This is a genomic window from Pseudomonas sp. E1MeOHC2, from assembly GCF_058745025.1.
This window is the reverse complement of sequence record NZ_CP196675.1, coordinates 1,891,658-1,913,945: the sequence shown is the minus strand read 5'-3', so window position 1 is coordinate 1,913,945 and position 22,288 is coordinate 1,891,658. Positions and strand designations below refer to the sequence as shown.

General features: G+C 61.9%; 20 protein-coding genes and 1 riboswitch. Of the genes, 11 read left to right on the top strand and 9 right to left on the bottom strand.

The features are described 5' to 3' along the window. Nucleotides 1–35 precede the first annotated feature (35 nt). On the bottom strand, nucleotides 36–881 hold the full coding sequence (metF, locus tag ACSSU5_RS08545) for a methylenetetrahydrofolate reductase [NAD(P)H] (protein ID WP_264311283.1): 846 nt from the start codon (nucleotides 879–881) through the stop codon (nucleotides 36–38). 137 nt (nucleotides 882–1,018) lie between these two features. Next, a complete protein-coding gene (gene ahcY, locus ACSSU5_RS08540) occupies nucleotides 1,019–2,428 on the bottom strand; it encodes an adenosylhomocysteinase (RefSeq protein ID WP_264311284.1) in 1,410 nt (469 codons plus the stop codon). 20 nt (nucleotides 2,429–2,448) lie between these two features. Further along, nucleotides 2,449–2,545: riboswitch (S-adenosyl-L-homocysteine riboswitch) on the bottom strand. 179 nt (nucleotides 2,546–2,724) lie between these two features. Here ahcY and ACSSU5_RS08535 point away from each other — a divergent pair. After that, on the top strand, nucleotides 2,725–3,126 hold the full coding sequence (locus tag ACSSU5_RS08535) for an acyl-CoA thioesterase (protein WP_012274534.1): 402 nt from the start codon (nucleotides 2,725–2,727) through the stop codon (nucleotides 3,124–3,126). Between the two features lie 33 nt (nucleotides 3,127–3,159). Here ACSSU5_RS08535 and ACSSU5_RS08530 read toward each other — a convergent pair whose 3' ends face one another. Then, nucleotides 3,160–4,395, bottom strand: a complete 1,236-nt coding sequence (locus ACSSU5_RS08530) for a cation:proton antiporter (protein WP_264311285.1) — start codon at nucleotides 4,393–4,395, stop codon at nucleotides 3,160–3,162. A gap of 169 nt (nucleotides 4,396–4,564) precedes the next feature. Continuing rightward, nucleotides 4,565–5,380, bottom strand: coding sequence for a DUF3800 domain-containing protein (locus ACSSU5_RS08525; RefSeq protein WP_492560997.1), 816 nt, complete (start codon nucleotides 5,378–5,380; stop codon nucleotides 4,565–4,567). Between the two features lie 366 nt (nucleotides 5,381–5,746). Between ACSSU5_RS08525 and ACSSU5_RS08520 the strand changes: the two genes are divergently transcribed. Then, on the top strand, nucleotides 5,747–6,580 hold the full coding sequence (locus ACSSU5_RS08520; RefSeq protein WP_492560996.1) for an EamA family transporter: 834 nt from the start codon (nucleotides 5,747–5,749) through the stop codon (nucleotides 6,578–6,580). Nucleotides 6,581–6,608: 28 nt separating this feature from the next. Next, nucleotides 6,609–6,995 (top strand): MAPEG family protein, encoded by a 387-nt coding sequence (locus tag ACSSU5_RS08515; RefSeq protein WP_264311287.1) that lies wholly within the window; start codon nucleotides 6,609–6,611, stop codon nucleotides 6,993–6,995. A 111-nt stretch (nucleotides 6,996–7,106) separates the two neighbouring features. Here the strand turns inward: ACSSU5_RS08515 and mltA are convergent, their stop codons facing one another. After that, nucleotides 7,107–8,258 carry a murein transglycosylase A gene (gene mltA / locus ACSSU5_RS08510; protein ID WP_264311288.1) on the bottom strand — a complete coding sequence of 384 codons (1,152 nt, stop codon included), beginning with the start codon at nucleotides 8,256–8,258 and terminating at the stop codon, nucleotides 7,107–7,109. Between the two features lie 118 nt (nucleotides 8,259–8,376). Here mltA and ACSSU5_RS08505 point away from each other — a divergent pair, with 118 nt between their 5' ends. Next, nucleotides 8,377–8,823: a c-type cytochrome gene (locus ACSSU5_RS08505; protein WP_492560995.1), complete on the top strand. Its 447-nt coding sequence runs from the start codon at nucleotides 8,377–8,379 to the stop codon at nucleotides 8,821–8,823. A gap of 71 nt (nucleotides 8,824–8,894) precedes the next feature. Here ACSSU5_RS08505 and ACSSU5_RS08500 read toward each other — a convergent pair whose 3' ends face one another. The 4 genes from ACSSU5_RS08500 to ACSSU5_RS08485 all read right to left on the bottom strand — a co-directional run bounded on the left by ACSSU5_RS08500 (nucleotide 8,895) and on the right by ACSSU5_RS08485 (nucleotide 13,466). Continuing rightward, a complete protein-coding gene (locus ACSSU5_RS08500) occupies nucleotides 8,895–9,287 on the bottom strand; it encodes a DUF1090 domain-containing protein (RefSeq protein WP_492560994.1) in 393 nt (130 codons plus the stop codon). A 131-nt stretch (nucleotides 9,288–9,418) separates the two neighbouring features. Beyond that, a complete protein-coding gene (gene ligB, locus ACSSU5_RS08495) occupies nucleotides 9,419–11,119 on the bottom strand; it encodes an NAD-dependent DNA ligase LigB (RefSeq protein ID WP_492560993.1) in 1,701 nt (566 codons plus the stop codon). Between the two features lie 144 nt (nucleotides 11,120–11,263). Then, on the bottom strand, nucleotides 11,264–12,454 hold the full coding sequence (gene metK / locus ACSSU5_RS08490) for a methionine adenosyltransferase (RefSeq protein WP_264311292.1): 1,191 nt from the start codon (nucleotides 12,452–12,454) through the stop codon (nucleotides 11,264–11,266). Nucleotides 12,455–12,473: 19 nt separating this feature from the next. Continuing rightward, nucleotides 12,474–13,466 (bottom strand): ArsR/SmtB family transcription factor, encoded by a 993-nt coding sequence (locus tag ACSSU5_RS08485; RefSeq protein ID WP_264311293.1) that lies wholly within the window; start codon nucleotides 13,464–13,466, stop codon nucleotides 12,474–12,476. A gap of 249 nt (nucleotides 13,467–13,715) precedes the next feature. Here ACSSU5_RS08485 and tkt point away from each other — a divergent pair, with 249 nt between their 5' ends. The 7 genes from tkt to ACSSU5_RS08450 all read left to right on the top strand — a co-directional run bounded on the left by tkt (nucleotide 13,716) and on the right by ACSSU5_RS08450 (nucleotide 22,262). Then, nucleotides 13,716–15,713 carry a transketolase gene (gene tkt / locus ACSSU5_RS08480; protein WP_264311294.1) on the top strand — a complete coding sequence of 666 codons (1,998 nt, stop codon included), beginning with the start codon at nucleotides 13,716–13,718 and terminating at the stop codon, nucleotides 15,711–15,713. A gap of 151 nt (nucleotides 15,714–15,864) precedes the next feature. Beyond that, entirely contained in the window at nucleotides 15,865–16,926 is a 1,062-nt protein-coding gene (epd, locus tag ACSSU5_RS08475; RefSeq protein WP_492560992.1) for an erythrose-4-phosphate dehydrogenase, read from the top strand. Between the two features lie 12 nt (nucleotides 16,927–16,938). After that, complete coding sequence (locus ACSSU5_RS08470; protein WP_264311296.1) at nucleotides 16,939–18,102, top strand: phosphoglycerate kinase; 1,164 nt, start codon at nucleotides 16,939–16,941, stop codon at nucleotides 18,100–18,102. After that, nucleotides 18,102–18,353 (top strand): hypothetical protein, encoded by a 252-nt coding sequence (locus tag ACSSU5_RS08465; RefSeq protein WP_264311297.1) that lies wholly within the window; start codon nucleotides 18,102–18,104, stop codon nucleotides 18,351–18,353. Before ACSSU5_RS08470 ends, ACSSU5_RS08465 begins: the two co-directional genes overlap by 1 nt. Nucleotides 18,354–18,427: 74 nt before the next feature. Beyond that, nucleotides 18,428–18,757 carry an MliC family protein gene (locus tag ACSSU5_RS08460; protein ID WP_264311298.1) on the top strand — a complete coding sequence of 110 codons (330 nt, stop codon included), beginning with the start codon at nucleotides 18,428–18,430 and terminating at the stop codon, nucleotides 18,755–18,757. A 100-nt stretch (nucleotides 18,758–18,857) separates the two neighbouring features. Beyond that, nucleotides 18,858–19,922, top strand: a complete 1,065-nt coding sequence (gene fba / locus ACSSU5_RS08455) for a class II fructose-bisphosphate aldolase (protein WP_264311299.1) — start codon at nucleotides 18,858–18,860, stop codon at nucleotides 19,920–19,922. A 213-nt stretch (nucleotides 19,923–20,135) separates the two neighbouring features. Then, entirely contained in the window at nucleotides 20,136–22,262 is a 2,127-nt protein-coding gene (locus tag ACSSU5_RS08450) for a putative bifunctional diguanylate cyclase/phosphodiesterase (protein WP_492560991.1), read from the top strand. Nucleotides 22,263–22,288: the final 26 nt, after the last annotated feature.

Below are 22,288 nucleotides of genomic sequence, written 5' to 3'. Positions count from 1 at the left end.
TAACTATTTCTTAAACAGAATATTGCCAAGAAGTTTCAGCGAGGCAGCTTCAGGTTGTTCCAGATCGCGAGGCTCGCTTCGGCTTGGTTCAGCGTATAGAAGTGCAGGCCCGGTGCGCCGCCTTGCAGCAGTTGCTCGCACATGCGGGTGATCACTTCTTCGCCGAATGCCTGGATGCTGGCGGTGTCGTCGGCATAGGCTTCGAGCTGCTTGCGGATCCAACGTGGAATCTCGGCGCCACAGGCGTCGGAGAAGCGTGCCAGCTTGCTGTAGTTGGTGATCGGCATGATGCCGGGCACCACCGGGACCTCGACGCCCAGTTTCTGCGCGCGCTCGACAAAGTAGAAATAGCTGTCGGCGTTGAAGAAATACTGGGTGATGGCGCTGTCGGCACCGGCCTTGACCTTGTGCACGAAGTTGGCAAGGTCGATCTCGAAATTGCGGGCCTGCGGATGCATCTCCGGGTAGGCGGCCACTTCCAGGTGGAAGTGATCACCGGTTTCCTGGCGGATGAACTCGACCAGGTCACTGGCGTAGCGCAGCTCGCCGCTGGCCATGCCCATGCCGGAGGGCAAGTCGCCGCGCAGGGCGACGATGCGTTTGATGCCCGCTGCCTTGTATTCGGCAAGCAGGGCGCGCAGCTCTTGCTTGGTGTCGCCGACGCACGACAGGTGCGGTGCGGCAGGCACCTTCACTTCGCTCTCCAGCTGCAGCACGGTATTGAGCGTGCGGTCGCGGGTAGAGCCACCGGCACCGTAGGTGCAGGAGAAAAAGTCCGGGTTGTAGGCGGCCAACTGGCGGGCAACGCCCATCAGCTTTTCGTGACCGGCATCGGTCTTGGTCGGGAAGAATTCGAAACTGTAGCGGCGTTCTTGTGACATCTCTGTTTCCTCAGCTGCAAGCCATGAGCCGCGAGCTGCAAGTAAAAGCCAGGGCGGTGGGGGCCGGCCTGGCTCGGGCATCGATCAAGATTCAACGACTACAAGCGCCAGGCGGCAGGCCGCCTGGCACTTGTCGCTTAGTAGCGGTAAGCGTGCGGCTTGAACGGGCCTTCGACAGTCACACCGATGTAGTCGGCTTGCTGCTTGGTCAGCTGGGTGACGACGCCGCCGAAACCACGGACCATTTCCAGGGCCACTTCTTCGTCGAGCTTCTTGGGCAGCACTTCAACGGTCAGGCGTTCGGCTTTCTTCTCGGCCGACAGGTCGGCGTACTTCTGCTCGAACAGGAAGATCTGTGCCAGCACCTGGTTGGCGAACGAGCCGTCCATGATGCGGCTTGGGTGGCCAGTGGCGTTGCCCAGGTTGACCAGGCGGCCTTCGGCCAGCAGGATCAGGTAGTCGTCGTTCTGCGGGTCGAAGTCGCCAGCGCCGGTACGGTGGATCTTGTGCACCTGCGGCTTGACCTCTTCCCACGCCCAGTTCTTGCGCATGAAGGCGGTGTCGATTTCGTTGTCGAAGTGGCCGATGTTGCAGACCACGGCACGCTTCTTCAGGGCCTTGAGCATGTTGGCGTCGCAGACGTTGACGTTACCGGTGGTGGTCACGATCAGGTCGATCTTGCCCAGCAGGGCCTTGTCGATGCTGGCTTCGGTGCCGTCGTTGATACCGTCGATGAACGGCGAGACCAGCTCGAAACCGTCCATGCAGGCTTGCATGGCGCAGATCGGGTCAACTTCGGTGACCTTGACGATCATGCCTTCCTGACGCAGCGACTGGGCCGAACCCTTGCCCACGTCACCGTAGCCGATCACCAGGGCTTGTTTGCCCGACAGCAGGTGGTCGGTACCGCGCTTGATGGCGTCGTTCAGGCTGTGACGGCAGCCGTACTTGTTGTCGTTCTTGCTCTTGGTGACCGAGTCGTTGACGTTGATCGCCGGGACTTTCAGCTCGCCCTTGGCCAGCATGTCCAGCAGGCGGTGCACGCCGGTGGTGGTCTCTTCGGTGACGCCGTGGACGCGGTCCAGCACGGCCGGGTATTTCTTGTGTAGCAGTTCGGTCAGGTCGCCGCCGTCGTCGAGGATCATGTTGGCGTCCCATGGCTGGCCATCCTTGAGGATGGTCTGCTCCAGGCACCACTCGTACTCTTCTTCGGTTTCGCCTTTCCAGGCGAACACTGGGATGCCGGCGGCGGCAATGGAGGCAGCGGCCTGGTCCTGGGTGGAGAAGATGTTGCAGGACGACCAGCGCACTTCGGCACCCAGGGCAACCAGGGTTTCGATCAGCACGGCAGTCTGAATGGTCATGTGGATGCAGCCCAGAATCTTCGCACCCTTGAGCGGTTGCTCAGTGAGGTACTTGCGACGCAGGCCCATCAGTGCAGGCATTTCCGATTCGGCGATGATGGTTTCGCGACGGCCCCAGGCGGCCAGGGAGATGTCAGCGACTTTGAAATCGGTAAAACCAGCAGGCGTGTTTACAGCGCTCATGAGAGCCTCCATTCGTAGTGTGCGAATGGGCGCCGTTGTGCGTTGAGCGTCCGCAGGAGCGGACAACGCCCCATCCGAGCCTGACAGGTCTAGCCTGCTGCAGCGCCCCTCGGACAGGTGGCGGGCATGGCCCCGCTGGGGGTGGCCATGTAAAACGGCACAGATTATAGCCGCGACCGGGAGCTTCACCCAAGGTTTTCTGTCGATTAATCGAGACGATAGTCGATGTTCAATGGAGCGGTAGCGGCGGCTCTGCCATCATGAGTACACGTTAGCCAAGCAGGTCAGGAGTACAGATGAACTTTCACACCCGCAAATGGGTAAAACCCGAAGACCTCAACCCCAATGGCACCCTGTTCGGTGGCAGCCTGTTGCGCTGGATCGACGAAGAGGCGGCCATCTACGCCATCGTCCAGCTGGGCAACCAGCGCGTGGTGACCAAGTACATGTCGGAGATCAACTTCGTCAGTGCTTCGCGCCAGGGCGACATCATCGAGTTGGGCATCACCGCCACCGAATTTGGCCGTACCTCGATCACCCTCAAGTGCGAAGTGCGTAACAAGATCACCCGCAAGAGCATCCTGACTGTCGATAAGATGGTCTTCGTCAACCTCGGCGAAGATGGCCTGCCGGCGGCGCATGGGCGTACCGAGATCAAGTACGTGCAGGACCAGTTCCCGGACTCGGCAGTCGAGTAGACATTTCGGGGCCGCAAAGCGGCCCCGGCAATCTCAAGGTTGGGCGCTGACCTTGCGCACCACCCGGCCGATGCTCAGCCCCTGCACCAGGATCGACGACAGCACCACGATGTAGGTGATCGACAGCAGCAGGTCACGCTCTTCGCCCAGTGGCAGCGACAGTGCCAGCGCTACCGACACGCCACCGCGCAGGCCGCCCCAGGTCAGCACCCGCACAGTCCCTTTGGGCACCGGGCGCCAGCGCCGCAGCAGCACGATCGCCGGCGCTACGGTCAACAGCCGTGACAGCAATACCGCCAACGCCAGCACGCCACCTGCCGCCAGGTGCATCCAGTTGAACGGCAGCAGCAGCAGTTCGAGGCCGATCAGCGCAAACAGCAGGGCGTTGAGCATGTCATCGATCAACTCCCAGAAGCCGTCCATGTAGCGACGGGTCATGTCGTTCATCGCCAGGTTGCGCCCCATGTTGCCGATGATCAGGCCGGCCACCACCATGGCGATCGGTGCTGAAACGTGCAGTTCATAGCACATCGCCGAGCCACCGATGACCAGCGCCAGGGTCAGCATGACCTCGACCTGGTACTGCTCGATACTTTTGATCATGCGGTAGGTGGCGTAGCCGATCAGGCCGCCGAACACCACGCCGCCAATGGCCTCGCGGGCGAACAGGATGGCCGTGTCATAAACACTGGGGGTTTCGCCGAGCTGGATGATGCCCAGCAGCACGGTGAACACCACCACCGCAGTGCCATCGTTGAACAGCGACTCGCCAACAATGGTGGTCTTCAGTGGCTTGGATGCATTGGCAGTCCGCAACGCGCCGAGTACGGCAATCGGGTCGGTGGGCGAGATCAGCGCGCCGAACAGCAGGCAGTAGATCAGCGGCACCTGCCAGCCGAACATCGCGAACACCCAGTGCGACAGGTAGCCGATAACCACGGTGGCGATCAGTACGCCAATGGTGGCCAGCAGGCCGATCGGCCAGCGGTAGCTGCGCAGGTCCGAGAGGTTGACATGCAAGGCACCGGCGAACAGCAGGAAGGCCAGCATCCAGTGCATCAGCAAGTCGTTGAAGTCGATCTGGTTCATCAGGCCTTCGACGCGCTCTTCCAGGCCAGGGAAGCCAATCAGGCTCAGGCCTTGCAGCATCAGCGAGAACAGCAGTGCCGTGACCATCACGCCAATGGCGGGCGGCAGGCCGATGAAGCGGTAGTTGACGTAGGTGAGGAGGGTGGTGAGGCAGATAAACGCGGCAACTAATTCAAGCATCCCGAATCCTGTAAAAATGGCTTCCAAGTCGTAACCCGAATGGCTCGGGCAGTTCTTTGATGACCTGGCGAGGGCTTCGGGACACAATGTTGACTGGATAAGTTGACCTCGTTTCTGTCAAAGGGTTTCCTTCGACCTTTATTACATTCATTGGACCTGCTGGGTACGTTCAGTGCTCTGTTGTGGGTTGCGCCCGCTCAGCGGGTGGTCTGCTGCCGGCATGTTGCTGCAGGCCTGAACCTGGCAGAGCTGCGTTTGCCAGGCGGTCTGAGAAGTACTTGTCGAAAGGCGCCCAATCGGGGTACTCCTCAGGGGATACTGCCAACGTCATCAGCCGGCCAACGAGCCCGCAGATCCAATCGGCACATTGTAATGTCTGGAACAGGTGGCTTTCGCCCTGCAGGGGTGGTTCTATCAGGCTTCTACATTTTTCTGCGGCATCTTCGAACATTGCCAGCGTGCAGGCCTCTACATTACGTTCTCGCCATTCATTGCCGGCTCTTTGCTCATCAAGTAGAAGCATGAAAGTCGACCCTGATGGTGCGCAGTAACGATCGATGGTTCTCACAGCGTTCAGCAGCTGTCGTTTGAAAGTTTCGGTTGCATCGTGTCTATCCGGCGGAGCACTTTTATATTCGCCCGCATAGAAAACATGACCGCCAATCTTGTGGATGTGATTGAGCAGGCGAAAGGTAGATTGTCTCAGTGTTCTGTATTGGGTGATGTTGCGGACGGTGTACAGCTTCGAACCTTTTTTCTCCCATTGATACGCGGGGAGGTTTCGAGGGTTTTCGTTTACAAGGTCCCATGCAAGCAGTTGGCATTTGAGTTGATAAAAGAAGATGGCGAATTCTCTTACCTGTGTTGCTGGCAGCAGTACGCCGCCCAGGCCAAACACCGGGCTGGTTTTGAATTGTGCATGGCTGCGAGAAACGTACTGGCCAACGTGCCCGAACTCATCGAGATAGGCCACATAGTGAGTCATGGTTTCCGGGTCCTTATCCCAGAAACACGAAAGCCCGCATGCTTGCGCATAACGGGCTTCGGAAGGTAGGCACGGGTTCAACCCTATGCGTTACGGCGATCCTATGCTGCTATGCACAAGGCGTCAATCGCGTTTCGTGAGCGAATGTGTATTGAGTGAGGTGGGGCATGCCGTCATTGAGCGCGAAATGTCTACGTCGGCAGAGGTGAGCAGTATATGGGGTGGTTGGCAGACACAAATCAGAGAGCCCCAGGGAAACGTCTTCTGTCTGTGTAGTCTTTTTCCCAAGCTGTGTTTATTGCAGGTGGTTGTTATAGTGCGGTGAAAAATAGTCACGGGTTTGGCCCGAAGGCAAGGAACTCCTGCGTGTTGGCAACTTCCCTGGTATTGGTCGCCGCCCTCTTGCATGCGACCTGGAACACCCTGATCAAATTCAGTGGCGAGCGCCTGTTAGTGATCGCCAGTATGGACACGGTCGCACTGGCCTTTGCCGTGCTTGCTGTCGCTTTCGTCGAGGTGCCTCCTGCCGAAATCTGGCCCTGGTTGGTCGCCTCGGCGCTGGCCGAGCAGCTGTACCGCTACCTGCTGATCCAGGCTTACCGCGTTGGTGACCTGGGGCTGGTCTATCCTCTGATGCGCGGCCTGTCGCCGCTGGTGGTGCTGGGGTTGACCCTTGCCTTTGCCGGGGAATCGGTGAGCCAGCAGCAGATCATCGGCATTCTGCTCATCCCTTGCGGCATGGCGTGCCTGCTGTGGCAGGGGGGAGGTGGTGATCGTCTGCCCTGGTCGATGCTGCCGGTGGTGGCGCTGATTGGCCTGTGCATCGGTTGCTACACCTGGTTCGACGGCCAGGCGGTGCGGTTGTGGGGCAAGCCTTGGGACTACCTGGTATGGCTGACCTTGCTCAGTGCCTGGCCATTCCCGTTGCTGGCCAGTGTGGCGCGGCGGGCACCGTTCGTGCTGTTCTGGCGAACCCAGTGGCGGCTGGGCTTGGCCGTGGGGGTTTGTGTGTTGTTCAGTTATGCGCTGGTGCTGTGGGCCATGCACCTGGGCTCGGTGGCCGAGGCGGCGGCGCTGAGGGAGTTGAGCGTGATCTTGGTGGTGCTGCTGGGTATGCGCTACCTCAAAGAACCTTTTGGCGGGCCAAGACTCCTAGCTTGCGGGCTGGTGCTGGCAGGCATGCTGGTAATGAAGCTCTAACCTGACTATTGAACAAGGAATCCTGTCCATGACCGTTGCCCTGTGGTGCATCCTGATCGCGCTGGTACTGCCGCCGCTTTGTGCATTGATCGCCAAGGTAAGCAGTGGCCGCTTCGGCCTCAAGGACAACCACGATCCGCGTGCCTTCCTCGACACGCTATCGGGCCTGCCACGCCGTGCCCATGCGGCGCAGCAGAACAGCTATGAAGCATTTCCGGCGTTTGCGGCGGCGGTGCTGGTGGCCGATATCGTCGGCAATGCCGAGCAAGTGACGCAGGACGTGCTGGGCGTGATGTACATCACCAGCCGGTTGCTCTACATCATCTGCTACCTGGCGGACTGGGCGGCGTTGCGATCAGTGGTGTGGTTTGCAGGGTTGGCGCTGATCGTGTCGTTTTTCGTGATTTCCATCTGACACCGAGGTGCCTTCTTCGCGGGCAAGCCCGCTCCCACAAGGATCGTGCATCCTTCAGGGTTAGCACGATTACTGTGGGAGCGGGCTTGCCCGCGAAGAGCCCAGCCTCGATCAAGGCACTTTCGGTACTTCAGGCAGCGGTTTGCCTTTAGGCCAAAGCATCCAGATCTGCCCTTGCTGTTTCATGTTCCCGGCCAGCTCGCCCGCTTCAGGCCCGGTCCCCCAGAACAGGTCTGCGCGCACCTCGCCGGCAATGGCACCCCCGGTATCCTGAGCCCCAACAGGCCGCACCACCGGCGTACCATCCGGGCGCGTGGTGGACAACCAAAGCAGGCTGCCCAGTGGAATCACCTTGCGGTCGATGGCCACGCTGTACCCTGCGGTCAGCGGCACGTTGAGTGAGCCGCGCGGGCCTTCGTTGCTGTCGGGGCGGGTGCTGAAAAACACGTAGCTGGGGTTGCTGGCCAGCAGTTGCGGTACCCGCTGGGGGTTGGCCTGGGCCCAGGCATGAATGCTGCCCATGCTGACCTCTTCCTTCTTCAATTGGCCCTGTTCCACCAGCCAGCGACCGATCGGCCGATAGGGGTGGCCATTCTGGTCGGCATAACCCAGGCGCAGCTGACGGCCATCTTCCAGTTGGACCCGGCCCGAACCCTGGATCTGCAGGAACTGCAGGTCCATCGGGTCGGTCAGCCAAGCCAGCACCGGGGCCTTGACGCCCTCACGGTTGATGACTTCGGCAGTGTCGTAGGGCTTGAGCACCCGGCCGTCTAGGCGCCCACGCAGGCGCTTGCCCTTGAGCTCCGGATACACGCTGGCGAGGTCGACCACGATCATGTCGTCGGGCACGCCGTACACCGCGACGTGGTTGGTTTCAGTCGGTTTCAGGCTGCCTGGGTAGACCGGCTCGTAGTAACCGGTGATCAAGCCGTTGGCGTTGTTTTCGGCCGAACGCAGCCCATAGACCTGCAGGTTTTGCTGCAGGAAAGCGCGTATTTGCAGGGCATCGTCGGGCACGTTGGCAGCGGCCTCGCAGGTGGCGGCCCAGACCGCATCACGCTTGAGCTTTTCGCAGCCATTGCGCCACGCGTGGAAGCCGGCTACCAGGTCGGCGTCGCTGACGCTGGGCAGGTCCTGCCAGGTGGCATTGGCGTAGGTGGCAATGGCATGGGGTTCAGGCTTGGCGTTCTCGCCGCCGTTGCAGCCGGCCAGCAGGGCCAGCGCCGGGAGTGTCCAGGCCAGGTGGCGCAGGGCAGATTTCATGAGTGGATTCCTGTCATGGACGAACATGAAGCTTCGCCCCTGTTTTTTGTATGGCTATTGGTCTTTGGCCCGTGGGCAGCGATACTGGCCGCCCATTTTGTAGGCCGTAGAGACCGTGATGTTCAAGCGATTGACCGTTGTTCTGCTCGCAGCCCTTGCCCTGAGTGCCTGTGACCGTGTTGACCCAAACTCGCCGCTGGGCCAGCGAAAGGTGATCTTCAAGGACATGCTCAAGGCCAGCGAGGACTTGGGCGGCATGCTGCGCGGTCGTTTGCCGTTCGACGGGGTGAAGTTCTCCGAAGGGGCAGTGAAGCTCGACAGCTTGTCGCATCAACCGTGGCAGCACTTTCCTCAGGCGCGTGATGGGGGCGACAGCAGCGCGCGAGCCGAGGTGTGGGAGCGCCAGGCCCGGTTCCATGAGCTTGCCCGGCAACTGGAGGGCGTGACCGGTGAGTTGGTCGATGCGACCCGGGGCCAGTCGCCGGACGCGGCGCGGTTGAAAGGGCCGATGGACAAGGTCGAGGCAGCGTGCAAGGCCTGTCATACCGAGTTTCGCAATCATTGAGGGCAAATGCATTGGCCCCATCGCCGAGAAACCGGTGATGGGGCCAATGCAGGCAGCGTAATCCGGGCCTGTCAGCGGTCCAGTTCGTCCACGGCTTCCTGCAGTTCCTTTCTGGATTCTGCGAGTTTGTCCTTACGCTTGTTTATCTTTTCTGCATCGCCTTTCTTTTCGGCCTTCTTCAGGTCTTTTTCGCGCTGCGCAACTTCGTGACGTGCATCAAGTACTTTCTGTTCGCGCTCTTTTCGCAGGCTGCTATCGGTGCAGTTTTTTGCGCCTTCGAGCGCCTGCTCAAGCCCCGCGACCTGGTCGCTGTTGCCATGTTCGCGGGCAATTTTCAGTTGGTTCTCGATAGCGCTGCGTTTGGCGGCGCAGCCGGTCAGGCCGGCATCCGGCTGGGCGGCTTGCGCGGCGCCGGCAGCCAAACCAAGCGTTGCGAGCAGGAAAAGAGTCGAAATAGGTTTCATGAAAAGCCTCCTGAACGGGGCAGGGCAGAAAAGTTGGGAGAAATCCTGCCTTGGTTTTGCCCATTTAGGAACCCTTGTTGGGTTTTTCTGGCTGAAACTCAGACTTTCCTTACATGGGATTTGGTAAAAAATCATTGCACGGGGCGTTTATCACTGAATTGGAACGCGTGGACACCGGCCTCGTTTAATTGCGCAGCGATGGCTTGAATCTCCTTGGCCATGAAAAACGCTTCAAGCTGACGCGAACGCACTGTGCCGACGCCAGGCAAAGCTTGCCAGTCAGTGGCCGTGCGCGAGGACAGCTGCGCCCAGTCGCCGTCCAGTGGCGTGCCACCGGGGGCGGGTGCACCGAGCGCTCGCATCCAGCGGGAGAAGGGCTGTGAACGGGCGCTTTCGAAGGCGTGTAGCAGCTGTGTGGTTGTCGCTTCGCTGATGCCGGGTACCTGGCCCAGGCGCAGAGGATCAAGCAGCAGCCAGTCGGTCATCGAAGTGACCAGCCCCGCATCGACCAGGCGCCGCCACGTACCCGGCCCGGTGCGCGGCATGGCCAACCCCTGCTTGCCACTGAGCCATGTGAGCCGTGCGATGAACTGTTCGTTGCAGCCTTCGCCTGCATGCCAGCAACTGTGTGGGTGATAGCGACCTGGCTGCGGCGCCTGTACCGATTGGCGCCAGGCCGCACGGTGTACCACTTGCTCGAAGCGCGGGATGGTCAGGCCCGCCAGGCTGATTGCTACATGATCGCCGGGGGCAATGTCCAGGTTCTGCCAATGCGCCAGTGAGCCAAGGCTCACCTGTGTAATCAGCCGGTCGTCCAGCTTGACGGGTTGTAGCTGCAGAACGGGCGTGACCCTGCCTGTGCGGCCGACCCGAAAGCGTACGTCGCGTACCTCTGCCAGGGCCTGGGAGTAGGGGTGCTTCCAGGCGACGATCCAATAGGGCGCCTTGGCCTGCCAGCGCTCGGCGGGTGGCCGGGCGTCCTGGCGCAGGATCACACCATCTGTGGCAAAGGGCAGTGGTGAGCGGTACCAGTGCAGGCGCCAGTGCGCGGCCTGGGGGGCGGCGTCGATCGCGACGCTATAGCGCTGGCTGTCGGGGAAGCCCAATTGCGCCAACTGCGAGAGGCGTTCGGCCTGGCTGTCGGGGCCCTGCGGCCAATCCCAGACGAACAGGCCGATACCGGCGCCTTGTTCGGTGCCAAGCTGATTGCGGGCGAGCAGCCCGGCCACGGTGCCACGTGCGTTGACGCTGCCTGCCTGAGCTTGCACATGTGCGCCCAGGCGCAGGTACAGTTCGCCCTGCAACGACAGGTCTCGCGCCTGAGGCAGTTGCCGCGTGATCGACCCTAGTTGAGGGATATGGCGGCTCCAGTCCTGCCCTTGTACCCCATCACCCCGGCTCAGCAACTGCACCAGCTGCCCCTGTCGATAGAACAGGGAAACCGCCACGCCATCGACCTTGGGCTGGATCCACAGGCCTGTCTTGCCGGCCATCCAGCGCCCGACGGCGTGCTCGTCGTCGAGCTTGTTGACGCCCGTGTGAGGGATAGGATGGGGGACAGTGCCACGTGCTGTAGCCAGTGGCGCCTGGGGTTGCAGCAGGCCAAAGCATTGCTGCAATTGCTTCAGGCGTTGCCGGCTCTGGTCATAGAGCTCATCTGCCACCAACGAGATGCCCTGGCGATGGTAGTGATCATCCCATTGGGCAATCCTGTCGCGCAGTTGGGCAACCTCGGCGTCAGCCTGTTTCACGGGCCAGTCGGGGCACGGGTTGGCCCGTGCCAGCGGGGCCTGTAGCGGCAGCAGCAGTGCGAACAACAGCATGAACGGCATGGCCAGCATCCTTGCATGGCGAGTGGGAACCCTCAGTCTAGGCAGGCGGGGCGCCGGGTGCCGTGAACAGTTGTCAGCCGATATGTCACAAAAAAGCCCCTGCCGATTGCTCGGCAGGGGCTTTCATCTACCGCTGTAGGAAACTTACAGGCCGGCAGCGTCACGCAGCGACTGGGCGCGATCGGTACGCTCCCAGGTGAAGGTGGTGAAGGTGTCGTCGCCGACCGTCTTCTGCTGCGGGGTGCGGCCGAAGTGGCCGTAGGCAGCGGTTTCCTGGTACATCGGGTGGAGCAGGTCGAGCATCTTGGTGATGGCGTACGGACGCAGGTCGAAGCACTCGCGCACCAGCTGTACGATCTTGTCGTCGGAGACCTTGCCGGTACCGAAGGTGTTGATCGAGATGGACGTCGGCTGGGCCACGCCGATGGCGTAGGACACCTGGATCTCACAGCGCTCGGCCAGGCCTGCGGCGACGATGTTCTTGGCCACGTAGCGACCGGCGTAGGCAGCAGAACGGTCGACCTTGGACGGATCCTTGCCGGAGAACGCGCCGCCACCGTGACGGGCCATGCCGCCGTAGGAGTCGACGATGATTTTGCGGCCGGTCAGGCCGCAGTCACCCACCGGGCCACCGATGATGAAGTTGCCGGTCGGGTTGATGTGGTACTGGGTGCCTTTGTGCAGCAGTTCGGCAGGCAGGGTGTGCTTGACGATCAGCTCCATCACCGCTTCTTGCAGGTCTTTTTGCGAGACTTCCGGGTTGTGCTGGGTCGACAGGACCACCGCGTCGATCCCGACCACTTTGCCATTTTCGTAGCGGCAGGTGACCTGGGACTTGGCGTCCGGGCGCAGCCACGGCAGCAGGCGCGACTTGCGCGCTTCGGCCTGGCGCTCGACCAGACGGTGCGAGAAGCAGATCGGGGCTGGCATCAGTACGTCGGTTTCGTTGCTGGCGTAGCCGAACATCAGGCCCTGGTCGCCGGCACCCTGGTCTTCCGGCTTGGAGCGGTCGACGCCCTGGGCGATGTCCACGGACTGCTTGCCGATGATGTTCATCACGGCGCAGGTGGCGCCGTCGAAGCCGACGTCGGAGCTGTTGTAGCCGATGTCGATGATGACTTTACGTACCAGCTCTTCGAGGTCGACCCAGGCGGAAGTGGACACTTCGCCGGCGATAATGGCGACACCGGTCTTGACCAGGGTTTCGCAGGCCACACGGGCGTATTTGTCCTGAGCGATGATGGCATCGAGGACGGCGTCCGAAATCTGGTCGGCGATCTTGTCCGGATGCCCTTCGGACACGGACTCGGAGGTGAAAAGGGAGTATTCGCTCATCTCGAAGGGTTCCTAAAATTTACCGATGGTGTATGTCGCCAGTCGCCCGCTGGAAATGGCGGACCTGTATCTGGAAACCGTTACGCAAGCCTACGTACAGGCTGTCCCCGGGGACCAGCCCGGCACTATTGGCCCAACGGGCCAGGTCGTCCTGCTCGAAGCCTAGCCAGAGGTCGCCGCAGGCATCCCGCGCCCACCCCTGGTCATGGCTGCACAGTTCGGTGACCAGCAGGCTGCCGCCCGCTTTCACCCGTTTGGCCAACAGGCGCAAGGCCAGGGCCGGGTCGCTGAAATGGTGCAGGACCATGTTCAGCACTACGCAGTCGGCTGCCACATCCGTTGTATCCAGTGCATCGGCCAACTGCAGGTTCACATTGTCCAGGCCTTCGCGCTGGCAGACTTGGCGGGCCAGCTCGAGCATGGTCGGGCTGTTGTCCAGCGCGGTGACCGTGCCGAAGCGCCGTGCCAGGTCCGGGAGGAAGCCGCCGTCACCGGGGCCGACCTCCAACGCACTGGCAGCCGGGCCAAAATTGAGTGTGTCGAGCAACGCCAGCAGGCTTTCGCGGTACTGCGGCAGGCCGGCGATCAGGTCTTGCTGGGCGCGGAATTTTTCTTCCACTCGCTGGAAAAAGTCCTGGCTGGTGGCTGCGCGACGCTGCTGCACCAGGGCGATACGTGCCTGCACCTCGGGTGGCAAGGTCAGGTCATCGACTTCTTCGAGCAGCGCCGTGTGCAGGCGCCCACCCAGGCGCAGGCTGTCGGGCAGGGCGCGGCGATAGAAAATGGCGTTGCCTTCGCGGCGCGTAGCCACCAGCTCGGCCTGGGCCAGCACCTTGAGGTGGTGGCTCATGCCGGACTGGCCGATGTCGAAGATCTGCGCCAGTTCCAGCACGCCAAACGAGTCGCTGGCCAGCGCGCGCAAAACATTCAGACGCAGCTCGTCACCACTGGCTTTGCACAGGGCGGCCAGTGTGTCGCTTCGCTGAGGGATCGATTGCGCACGGAGGTTCATGGGGCGGCAGTCTAGACAGGCATCGCTGACCCCGCAAGATCAATATCAAAAAGTTTTGATATTGGCGATGAGCTGCAAGCCGCAAGGCTCAAGCTGCAAGAATAGAGCGTTCCGCGTGCGGGTCTGCTTTCGCTTGCAGCTTAAAGCTTGCCGCTCGCAGCTTTAATGTTTGCCCCCAGCCCCCCCAGTGGGCGAAAATGGCCGCCTTTTTTCGTAATACCACTTATTCAAGCCCCCAGGAGATCAGCGATGCCCAGCCGTCGTGAACGTGCCAACGCCATTCGTGCCCTCAGCATGGATGCCGTGCAAAAGGCCAACAGCGGCCACCCAGGTGCCCCCATGGGCATGGCGGATATCGCCGAAGTGCTTTGGCGCGACTATCTGAAGCACAACCCGAGCAACCCGAGCTTCGCCGACCGTGACCGCTTCGTGCTGTCCAACGGCCACGGCTCGATGCTGATCTACTCGCTGCTGCACCTGACTGGCTACGATGTCACCATCGACGACCTCAAGTCGTTCCGCCAGCTGCACAGCCGTACCCCGGGCCACCCGGAGTTCGGCTACACCCCGGGTGTCGAGACCACCACCGGCCCGCTGGGCCAAGGCCTGGCCAACGCCGTGGGCTTCGCCCTGGCCGAAAAAGTACTGGGCGCCCAGTTCAACCGTGACGGTCACAAAATCGTCGACCACAACACTTATGTGTTCCTCGGCGACGGCTGCATGATGGAAGGCATCTCCCACGAAGTCGCCTCGCTGGCCGGCACCCTGGGCCTGAACAAGCTGGTCGCCTTCTATGACGACAACGGCATCTCCATCGACGGTGAAGTGGAAGGCTGGTTCACCGACGACACGCCGAAGCGTTTCGAGTCGTACAACTGGCTGGTGATCCGTAACGTCGATGGCCACGACGCTGAAGAAATCCGCACCGCCATCGAGACCGCCCGTAAGAGCGATCGCCCGACCCTGATCTGCTGCAAGACCATCATCGGTTTCGGTTCGCCGAACAAGCAGGGCAAGGAAGACTGCCACGGCGCTCCGCTGGGCAACGACGAAATCGCCCTGGCCCGCAAGGAACTGAACTGGAACCACGGTCCGTTCGAAGTGCCTGCCGACATCTACGCCGAGTGGGATGCCAAAGAAGCCGGTGCCAAGGCCGAAGCCGCGTGGAACAAGCGTTTCGACGCCTACGCCGCTGCCTTCCCTGAGCTGGCCGGCGAGCTCAAGCGCCGTCTGAGCGGCGAACTGCCAGCCGACTTCGCGGAAAAAGCCGCTGCCTACATCGCTGAAGTCGCTGCCAAAGGCGAAACCATCGCCAGCCGCAAAGCCAGCCAGAACGCCCTGAACGCCTTCGGCCCACTGCTGCCAGAGTTGCTCGGCGGCTCGGCTGACCTGGCCGGTTCCAACCTGACCCTGTGGAAAGGTTGCAAGGGCGTCAGCCATGAAGATGCCAACGGCAACTACATGTACTACGGCGTGCGCGAGTTCGGCATGACCGCGATCATGAACGGCGTCGCCCTGCATGGCGGCCTGGTGCCTTACGGCGCGACCTTCCTGATGTTCATGGAATACGCCCGCAACGCCGTGCGCATGTCTGCACTGATGAAGCAGCGCGTGATCCACGTTTACACCCACGATTCCATCGGCCTGGGTGAAGATGGCCCGACTCACCAGCCGATCGAGCAGCTGAGCAGCCTGCGCAGCACGCCGAACCTGGACACCTGGCGTCCAGCCGATGCGGTGGAATCCGCCGTGTCCTGGAAGCACGCCCTGGAGCGCAAGGACGGCCCATCGGCGCTGATCTTCTCGCGTCAGAACCTGCAGCATCAGGACCGTGACGCCCAGCAGATCGCCGACATCGCCCGTGGCGGTTACGTGCTCAAAGACTGCGCCGGGGAGCCTGAGCTGATCCTGATCGCCACCGGTTCCGAAGTGGGCCTGGCCGTTCAGGCGTTCGACAAACTGACCGAACAAGGCCGCAAGGTGCGCGTTGTGTCGATGCCGAGCACCAGCGTATTCGACGCCCAGGACGCAAGCTACAAGCAGTCCGTACTGCCGCTGCAAGTCGGTGCGCGCATCGCCATCGAAGCCGCCCATGCCGACTTCTGGTACAAGTACGTCGGCCTGGAAGGTCGTATCATCGGCATGACCACCTACGGTGAGTCGGCCCCGGCCTCTGCACTGTTCGAAGAGTTCGGCTTCACCCTGGAGAACATCCTGGGTACTGCCGAAGAGCTGCTGGAAGACTGATACAGGCAAAGTGAGGGCTGCTGGCCCTCATTCGCGGCACAAGGCCGCTCCCACAGGATCTGCAGAGTCGCAGTACCCTGTGGGAGCGGCCTTGTGCCGCGAATGGGCCGCATGGCGGCCCCGTTCAACCGCCGGAGTTCAAGAGCTACCTATGCCCCACCCGCATCCCTACAAAGTTGCACTCAACGGTTATGGCCGCATCGGCCGCTGTGTCCTGCGCGCGTTGTTCGAGCGGGGGGCAAAGGCCGGTTTCGAGATTGTCGCGCTGAACGACCTGGCCGATCAGGCCAGCCTCGAGTACCTGACACGCTTCGACTCCACCCACGGGCGTTTCCCCGGTGAGGTGAGGGTCGATGGCGATTGTCTGCATATCAATGGCGACTGCGTGAAGGTGTTGCGCAGTGCCACGCCCGAAGGCATCGACTGGGCCGCCCTGGACATCGACCTGGTGCTGGAGTGCTCCGGCGCCTACAACACCCGTGCCGACGGCCAGCGCTTCCTCGATGCCGGTGCGCCACGGGTGCTGTTCTCGCAACCCATGGCCAGCGAGGCGGACGTGGACGCCACGGTGGTCTACGGCATCAACCAGGCGTGCCTGACCGGCAGCGAGCGGCTGGTGTCCAACGCGTCGTGCACCACCAACTGCGGCGTGCCGCTGTTGCGTGTGCTGGACCAGGCGTTCGGCATCGAATACGTGCAGATCACCACCATCCACTCGGCGATGAACGACCAGCCGGTGATCGACGCTTACCACCACGAAGACCTGCGCCGCACGCGTTCTGCGTTCCAGTCGGTGATCCCGGTGTCCACGGGGCTGGCGCGCGGCATTGAGCGGCTGCTGCCGGAACTTGCCGGGCGAATCCAGGCCAAAGCGGTACGCGTGCCGACCGTCAACGTCTCGTGCCTGGACATCACCCTGCAGACCGCCCGCGACACCAGCGCCGCCGAGGTCAACCGGGTGCTGCGCGAGGCAGCCCTGGAGGGCCCGCTCAAAGGATTGCTGGCCTATACCGAGCTGCCTCACGCCAGCTGTGATTTCAACCACGACCCGCATTCGGCCATCGTCGATGCCAGCCAGACCCGTGTTTCCGGCCCCCGCCTGGTGAACCTGCTGGCTTGGTTCGACAACGAATGGGGGTTTGCCAACCGTATGCTCGACGTTGCCGAACACTATCTGCACGTCGTTCAACCAACCCGCAACAAACAGCCCTAAAGGACTGCATTCATGACCGTGTTGAAGATGACCGACCTCGACCTGCAAGGTAAACGCGTACTGATCCGCGAAGACCTCAACGTGCCTGTAAAGGACGGTGTGGTAGCCAGCGACGCGCGTATCCTGGCAGCGCTGCCGACCATCAAGCTGGCCCTGGAGAAGGGTGCGGCGGTAATGGTCTGCTCGCACCTGGGCCGCCCGACCGAAGGTGAGTTCTCGGCCGAGAACAGCCTCAAGCCGGTCGCCGAGTACCTGAGCAAGGCCCTGGGCCGTGACGTGCCGCTGATCGCCGACTACCTGGACGGTGTCGAGGTCAAGGCTGGTGACCTGGTGCTGTTCGAGAACGTGCGCTTCAACAAGGGCGAGAAAAAGAACGCCGACGAGCTGGCGCACAAATACGCGGCCCTGTGCGACGTGTTCGTGATGGACGCTTTCGGTACCGCCCACCGCGCCGAGGGTTCGACCCATGGCGTTGCCAAGTTCGCCAAGGTGGCTGCTGCAGGCCCACTGCTGGCTGCCGAGCTGGATGCCCTGGGCAAGGCGCTGAAAGCCCCGGCCAAGCCGATGGCGGCCATCGTCGCCGGCTCCAAGGTGTCGACCAAGCTCGACGTGCTGAACAGCCTGAGCGCTGTCTGCGACCTGCTGATCGTCGGGGGCGGTATCGCCAACACCTTCCTGGCAGCTGCCGGTCATCCGGTCGGCAAGTCGCTGTACGAGCCGGACCTGGTCGACACCGCCAAGGCCATCGCCGCCAAGGTCAATGTACCGCTGCCGGTTGACGTGGTAGTCGCCAAGGAATTCGCCGAAAGCGCCGAAGCGACCGTCAAGGCCATTGCCGACGTCGCCGCCGACGACATGATTCTGGACATCGGCCCACAAACCGCAGCCAACTTCGCCGAGTTGCTGAAGTCGTCACAGACCATCCTGTGGAACGGCCCGGTTGGCGTGTTCGAGTTCGACCAGTTCGGCAACGGCACCCAGGTTCTGGCCAAGGCTATCGCCGAAAGCCCTGCGTTCTCTATCGCCGGTGGCGGTGACACCCTGGCGGCAATCGACAAATATGGCGTTGGCGCCGATATCTCCTACATTTCTACCGGTGGTGGCGCCTTCCTCGAGTTCGTCGAGGGTAAGGTTCTGCCGGCTGTGGCAATCCTGGAAGAGCGGGCCAAGGCCTGATGACGTTGGCGCTTGGCAAAGGGAGCGACCTGATGGTCAAGCAATTGCCTGTGATGATCCTGGTCGGCCTGCTGAGCGCCTGCTCCGGCAGCCCGTCTTCGGACGCAACCGCGTCGCGCTTGCCCAAGGGCGGCTGCTACCAGTCCGAGTGGCAGGCCGAGACCGTGCCGGTCATCAACAAGCGCCTGGGCCCGGATGGCCTGGAAAAGTATGACGAAGATCACCAGCACAAGGCGCCTGGCTGCCCCTGATCGGGGCCCTTCATCGGGCTTTGCCCGGTGCAGGCAACCAAGTGGCGACTGTGTGGTCATCTAGAGGATATTCAATGAAAGCGCTTATGGCCGTAGCGGCCCTGGCGACACTGGCAGGATGCTCACTGCTGCAGCCGGCGCAACCCGCCCCGGCAGATGTCTGGACCCGTTGGGTCTGTGACACCCAGACCGAAGTGCTGTGGCGCTTCGCTGATGCACAATTCGAAGCGGTCGACGTGCGCCTCGGTGGCGGCGACCAGGTCTACCGGCTCAAGTCCGAGCCGGGCGCCTCAGGCGATTTGTACAGCGATGGCGTGCTGGCTTTCCACACCAAGGGCGATGAAGGCCTGGTGTATTGGGTGGCAACCAACGATCTGATTGGGCGGGGCTGCAAGGCACCGTGACTGGCCGGGCCGCCAAGGTGGCCCACACTACTTGAACAGCAACCGCCCCTGCGGCAGGCTTGCACGAAACAAACGACGCTTGTCGGGAGAGAGATACACAATGGCACTCATTAGCATGCGCCAGATGCTGGACCACGCCGCCGAGTTCGGTTACGGCGTACCAGCTTTCAACGTCAACAACCTCGAGCAAATGCGCGCAATCATGGAGGCCGCCGACAAGACCGACTCTCCGGTTATCGTCCAGGCTTCGGCCGGTGCCCGCAAATACGCCGGCGCGCCCTTCCTGCGCCACCTGATCCTGGCCGCCATCGAAGAATTCCCGCACATCCCGGTGTGCATGCACCAGGACCACGGCACCAGCCCTGACGTCTGCCAGCGTTCGATCCAGCTGGGCTTCAGCTCGGTGATGATGGACGGCTCGCTGGGCGAAGACGGCAAGACCCCGACCGACTACGACTACAACGTCCGCGTTACCCAGCAGACCGTTGCCATGGCACACGCCTGTGGCGTTTCGGTAGAAGGCGAGCTGGGCTGCCTGGGTTCGCTGGAAACTGGCATGGCCGGTGAAGAAGACGGTATCGGCGCCGAAGGCGTGCTGGATCACAGCCAGATGCTGACCGACCCGGAAGAAGCGGCCGACTTCGTCAAGAAGACCCAGGTCGATGCCCTGGCCATCGCCATCGGCACCAGCCACGGTGCGTACAAGTTCACCAAGCCACCTACCGGTGACGTGCTGGCGATCGACCGCATCAAGGAAATCCACAAGCGCATCCCCAACACCCACCTGGTCATGCACGGTTCGTCTTCGGTACCGCAAGAGTGGCTGGCGATCATCAACCAGTACGGCGGCGACATCAAAGAAACCTACGGTGTACCGGTTGAAGAGATCGTCGAAGGCATCAAGCACGGCGTGCGCAAGGTCAACATCGACACCGACCTGCGCCTGGCGTCCACCGGTGCCATGCGTCGCCTGATGGCGCAGAACCCAAGCGAGTTCGACCCGCGTAAGTTCTTCGGTGAAACCGTAAAAGCCATGCGTGACGTGTGCATCGCTCGTTACGAAGCGTTCGGCACCGCCGGCAATGCCTCCAAGATCAAGCCGATCTCCCTGGAAGGCATGTACCAGCGTTACCTGAAAGGTGAGTTGGCCGCCAAGGTCAACTGATCCCCAGGTCGCCCTGAAAAACCCGCAGAAATGCGGGTTTTTTTTGCCTGTGAAAACGCCGGCAGATATTCGCGGCAGAGCAACCGTTAGTCGGCTACCGTACGGTTTAGGCACTGATAGCGTTCTGATTGCATTGCGTGTTACAGACTCGGGTCTAGAGTACTTATCGGATCCAACCGCAATTTGAAGTCGGTCACAAAATAGAGAAGCAGCATGGATGGCGCTCACCTTCAACCTCAGCCACTGGATGGCAGCTCGGTGCTACTGGTGGTAGACGATTACCCCGAGAACCTCATCAGCATGCGGGCCTTGCTGGCCCGGCAGGATTGGCAAGTATTGACTGCAAGTTCAGGGATGGAAGCCCTGAGCGCCTTGCTCGAACACGACGTCGACCTGGTCTTGCTGGATGTACAAATGCCGGAGATGGACGGCTTTGAAGTCGCCCGGCTGATGCGTGGCAGCCAGCGTACGCGGCTGACCCCGATCATTTTCCTCACCGCCAACGAGCAGTCCGAGGCCGCAGTGCTCAAGGGCTACGCCAGTGGCGCGGTGGACTACATGTTCAAGCCGTTCGACCCGCAGATTCTCAAGCCCAAGGTCCAGGCGCTGCTCGACCAGCAGCGTAACCGGCGCATGCTGCAACGCCTGAGCCGCGAGCTGGAAGCCGCCAGGGCATTCAATGCCTCGATCCTGGAGAACGCCGCCGAAGGCATTCTTGTGGTGAATGCCGCAGGCACCATCAGTTTTGCCAACCCGGCCATCTCAAGGTTGCTGGCCGCCCCGGTCGAGCAATTGCAGGGTGCCCAGTTGCTTGACCTGGTGCAGATGGCCAATGCCGATCTGTGGAACGAGTCGGACTTCTACCGGGCCTACCTGGGGCGGCAGATTTTTCGTGTGCACGATGCCCAACTGCGCACCCTGGGCGGCGAACTGGTGCCGGTGGCGCTGTCCTGTGCCCCGTTGCCGTCCGATCAGCAGGCGATGGTGGTGACGGTGCTGGACATGTCGGTGGTGCGCAACCTGCACCAGCAGCTTGAGTATCAGGCGGTGACCGACCCACTGACCGGCCTGCTCAACCGTCGGGGTTTCTATCAGTCCGCAGAGGGCGTACTGCTGCGCAACGAGCGCTCGGACAAGGCGCAGGCGCTGATGTACATGGACCTTGATGGCTTCAAGCGGATCAATGACTCGCTGGGCCATGAAGCGGGCGATCGCGTCCTGCGCTGGGTTGCCGAACAGCTCAAGGACTGTCTGGGAAACGAGGCTTTGCTGGCCCGGATGGGCGGCGATGAGTTCACGGCGTTGTTCGACAGCTTGCCCTACCCCGAGCAGGCCGGGCGTTACGCCGAGCGATTGCTCGAGCGCATCGCGATCAGCCAGCAAATCGACGGGCTGGATGTGTGCCTGGGGGTCAGCATTGGCATCGCCACCTACCCTGAGTGCGGCGCCACCGTCGAAGGCCTGCTGCGCGCGGCCGATGCGGCGATGTATGCGGCCAAGCAGGCCGGGCGCCAGCAGTACCGTTTCTACGACCAGGAACTCAACGGCCGCGCGCGCTCACGGTTGATGCTCGAAGACAGCGTACGTGCCGCCATCGAACAGCAGGATTTCAGCCTGGTGTATCAGCCCCAGGTGGGTTTTGCCGACGGCCACCTGCGCGGTTTCGAGGCGTTGCTGCGCTGGCAGCACCCCAGTGTCGGCGATGTGCCGCCTGGGCTGTTCATCCCTTTGCTTGAGGAAGCCCGGCTGATCAACCGCCTGGCCAGCTGGATCTACCGCCAGGGCGCGGCCCAGCGCCAGGCCTGGTGCGACCGTTTCGCCCAGGATCTGGTGCTGGGCATCAGCCTGAGCCGTGCCCAGTTCGTCATGCCGGGGCTGGTCGAGGAGCTGCAGCGGGTGATCCAGGATTACCAGCTGAACCCGGCGCAACTTGAAGTCGAGGTGGCGGAGATGTCGTTGATGTACAACATCGACGCAGCGGTGAAGCAGATACACCGCCTGCGCGAACTGGGCGTGCGGGTGGCGCTGGATGATTTTGGCGCGGGTGACTGTTCGCTGCGCATGCTGCGTGACTTGCCGATCGACACCCTCAAGCTTGACCGGCACCTGGTCGCACGCCTGCCGGACTCTACGGTGGATGCCGCGCTGGTGCGCAGCGTGATCGGCTTGTGCGCCGACTACCGCATCACGGTGATCGCCGAGGGCGTGGAAACCCAGGCCCAAGCTGCGTGGCTCAAGGCAAACGGTTGCGCCTATGTGCAGGGTTTTTTGGTGGCGCACCCCATGACTGCGGCCGATGCCAGTGGCTTTCCGGCGATTTTCTCCTGGCCCCGGCCATGATTGGCTAGAATCGCCATTCGCCACGC

Bases quoted from the DNA above. Each gene is read 5' to 3' on its own strand.
- metF (WP_264311283.1), bottom strand. From the start codon at position 881: ATGTCACAAGAACGCCGCTACAGTTTCGAATTCTTCCCGACCAAGACC.
- ahcY (WP_264311284.1), bottom strand. From the start codon at position 2,428: ATGAGCGCTGTAAACACGCCTGCTGGTTTTACCGATTTCAAAGTCGCT.
- ACSSU5_RS08535 (WP_012274534.1), top strand. From the start codon at position 2,725: ATGAACTTTCACACCCGCAAATGGGTAAAACCCGAAGACCTCAACCCC.
- ACSSU5_RS08530 (WP_264311285.1), bottom strand. From the start codon at position 4,395: ATGCTTGAATTAGTTGCCGCGTTTATCTGCCTCACCACCCTCCTCACC.
- ACSSU5_RS08525 (WP_492560997.1), bottom strand. From the start codon at position 5,380: ATGACTCACTATGTGGCCTATCTCGATGAGTTCGGGCACGTTGGCCAG.
- ACSSU5_RS08515 (WP_264311287.1), top strand. From the start codon at position 6,609: ATGACCGTTGCCCTGTGGTGCATCCTGATCGCGCTGGTACTGCCGCCG.
- mltA (WP_264311288.1), bottom strand. From the start codon at position 8,258: ATGAAATCTGCCCTGCGCCACCTGGCCTGGACACTCCCGGCGCTGGCC.
- ACSSU5_RS08505 (WP_492560995.1), top strand. From the start codon at position 8,377: ATGTTCAAGCGATTGACCGTTGTTCTGCTCGCAGCCCTTGCCCTGAGT.
- ACSSU5_RS08500 (WP_492560994.1), bottom strand. From the start codon at position 9,287: ATGAAACCTATTTCGACTCTTTTCCTGCTCGCAACGCTTGGTTTGGCT.
- ligB (WP_492560993.1), bottom strand. From the start codon at position 11,119: ATGCCGTTCATGCTGTTGTTCGCACTGCTGCTGCCGCTACAGGCCCCG.
- metK (WP_264311292.1), bottom strand. From the start codon at position 12,454: ATGAGCGAATACTCCCTTTTCACCTCCGAGTCCGTGTCCGAAGGGCAT.
- ACSSU5_RS08485 (WP_264311293.1), bottom strand. From the start codon at position 13,466: ATGAACCTCCGTGCGCAATCGATCCCTCAGCGAAGCGACACACTGGCC.
- tkt (WP_264311294.1), top strand. From the start codon at position 13,716: ATGCCCAGCCGTCGTGAACGTGCCAACGCCATTCGTGCCCTCAGCATG.
- epd (WP_492560992.1), top strand. From the start codon at position 15,865: ATGCCCCACCCGCATCCCTACAAAGTTGCACTCAACGGTTATGGCCGC.
- ACSSU5_RS08470 (WP_264311296.1), top strand. From the start codon at position 16,939: ATGACCGTGTTGAAGATGACCGACCTCGACCTGCAAGGTAAACGCGTA.
- ACSSU5_RS08465 (WP_264311297.1), top strand. From the start codon at position 18,102: ATGACGTTGGCGCTTGGCAAAGGGAGCGACCTGATGGTCAAGCAATTG.
- ACSSU5_RS08460 (WP_264311298.1), top strand. From the start codon at position 18,428: ATGAAAGCGCTTATGGCCGTAGCGGCCCTGGCGACACTGGCAGGATGC.
- fba (WP_264311299.1), top strand. From the start codon at position 18,858: ATGGCACTCATTAGCATGCGCCAGATGCTGGACCACGCCGCCGAGTTC.
- ACSSU5_RS08450 (WP_492560991.1), top strand. From the start codon at position 20,136: ATGGATGGCGCTCACCTTCAACCTCAGCCACTGGATGGCAGCTCGGTG.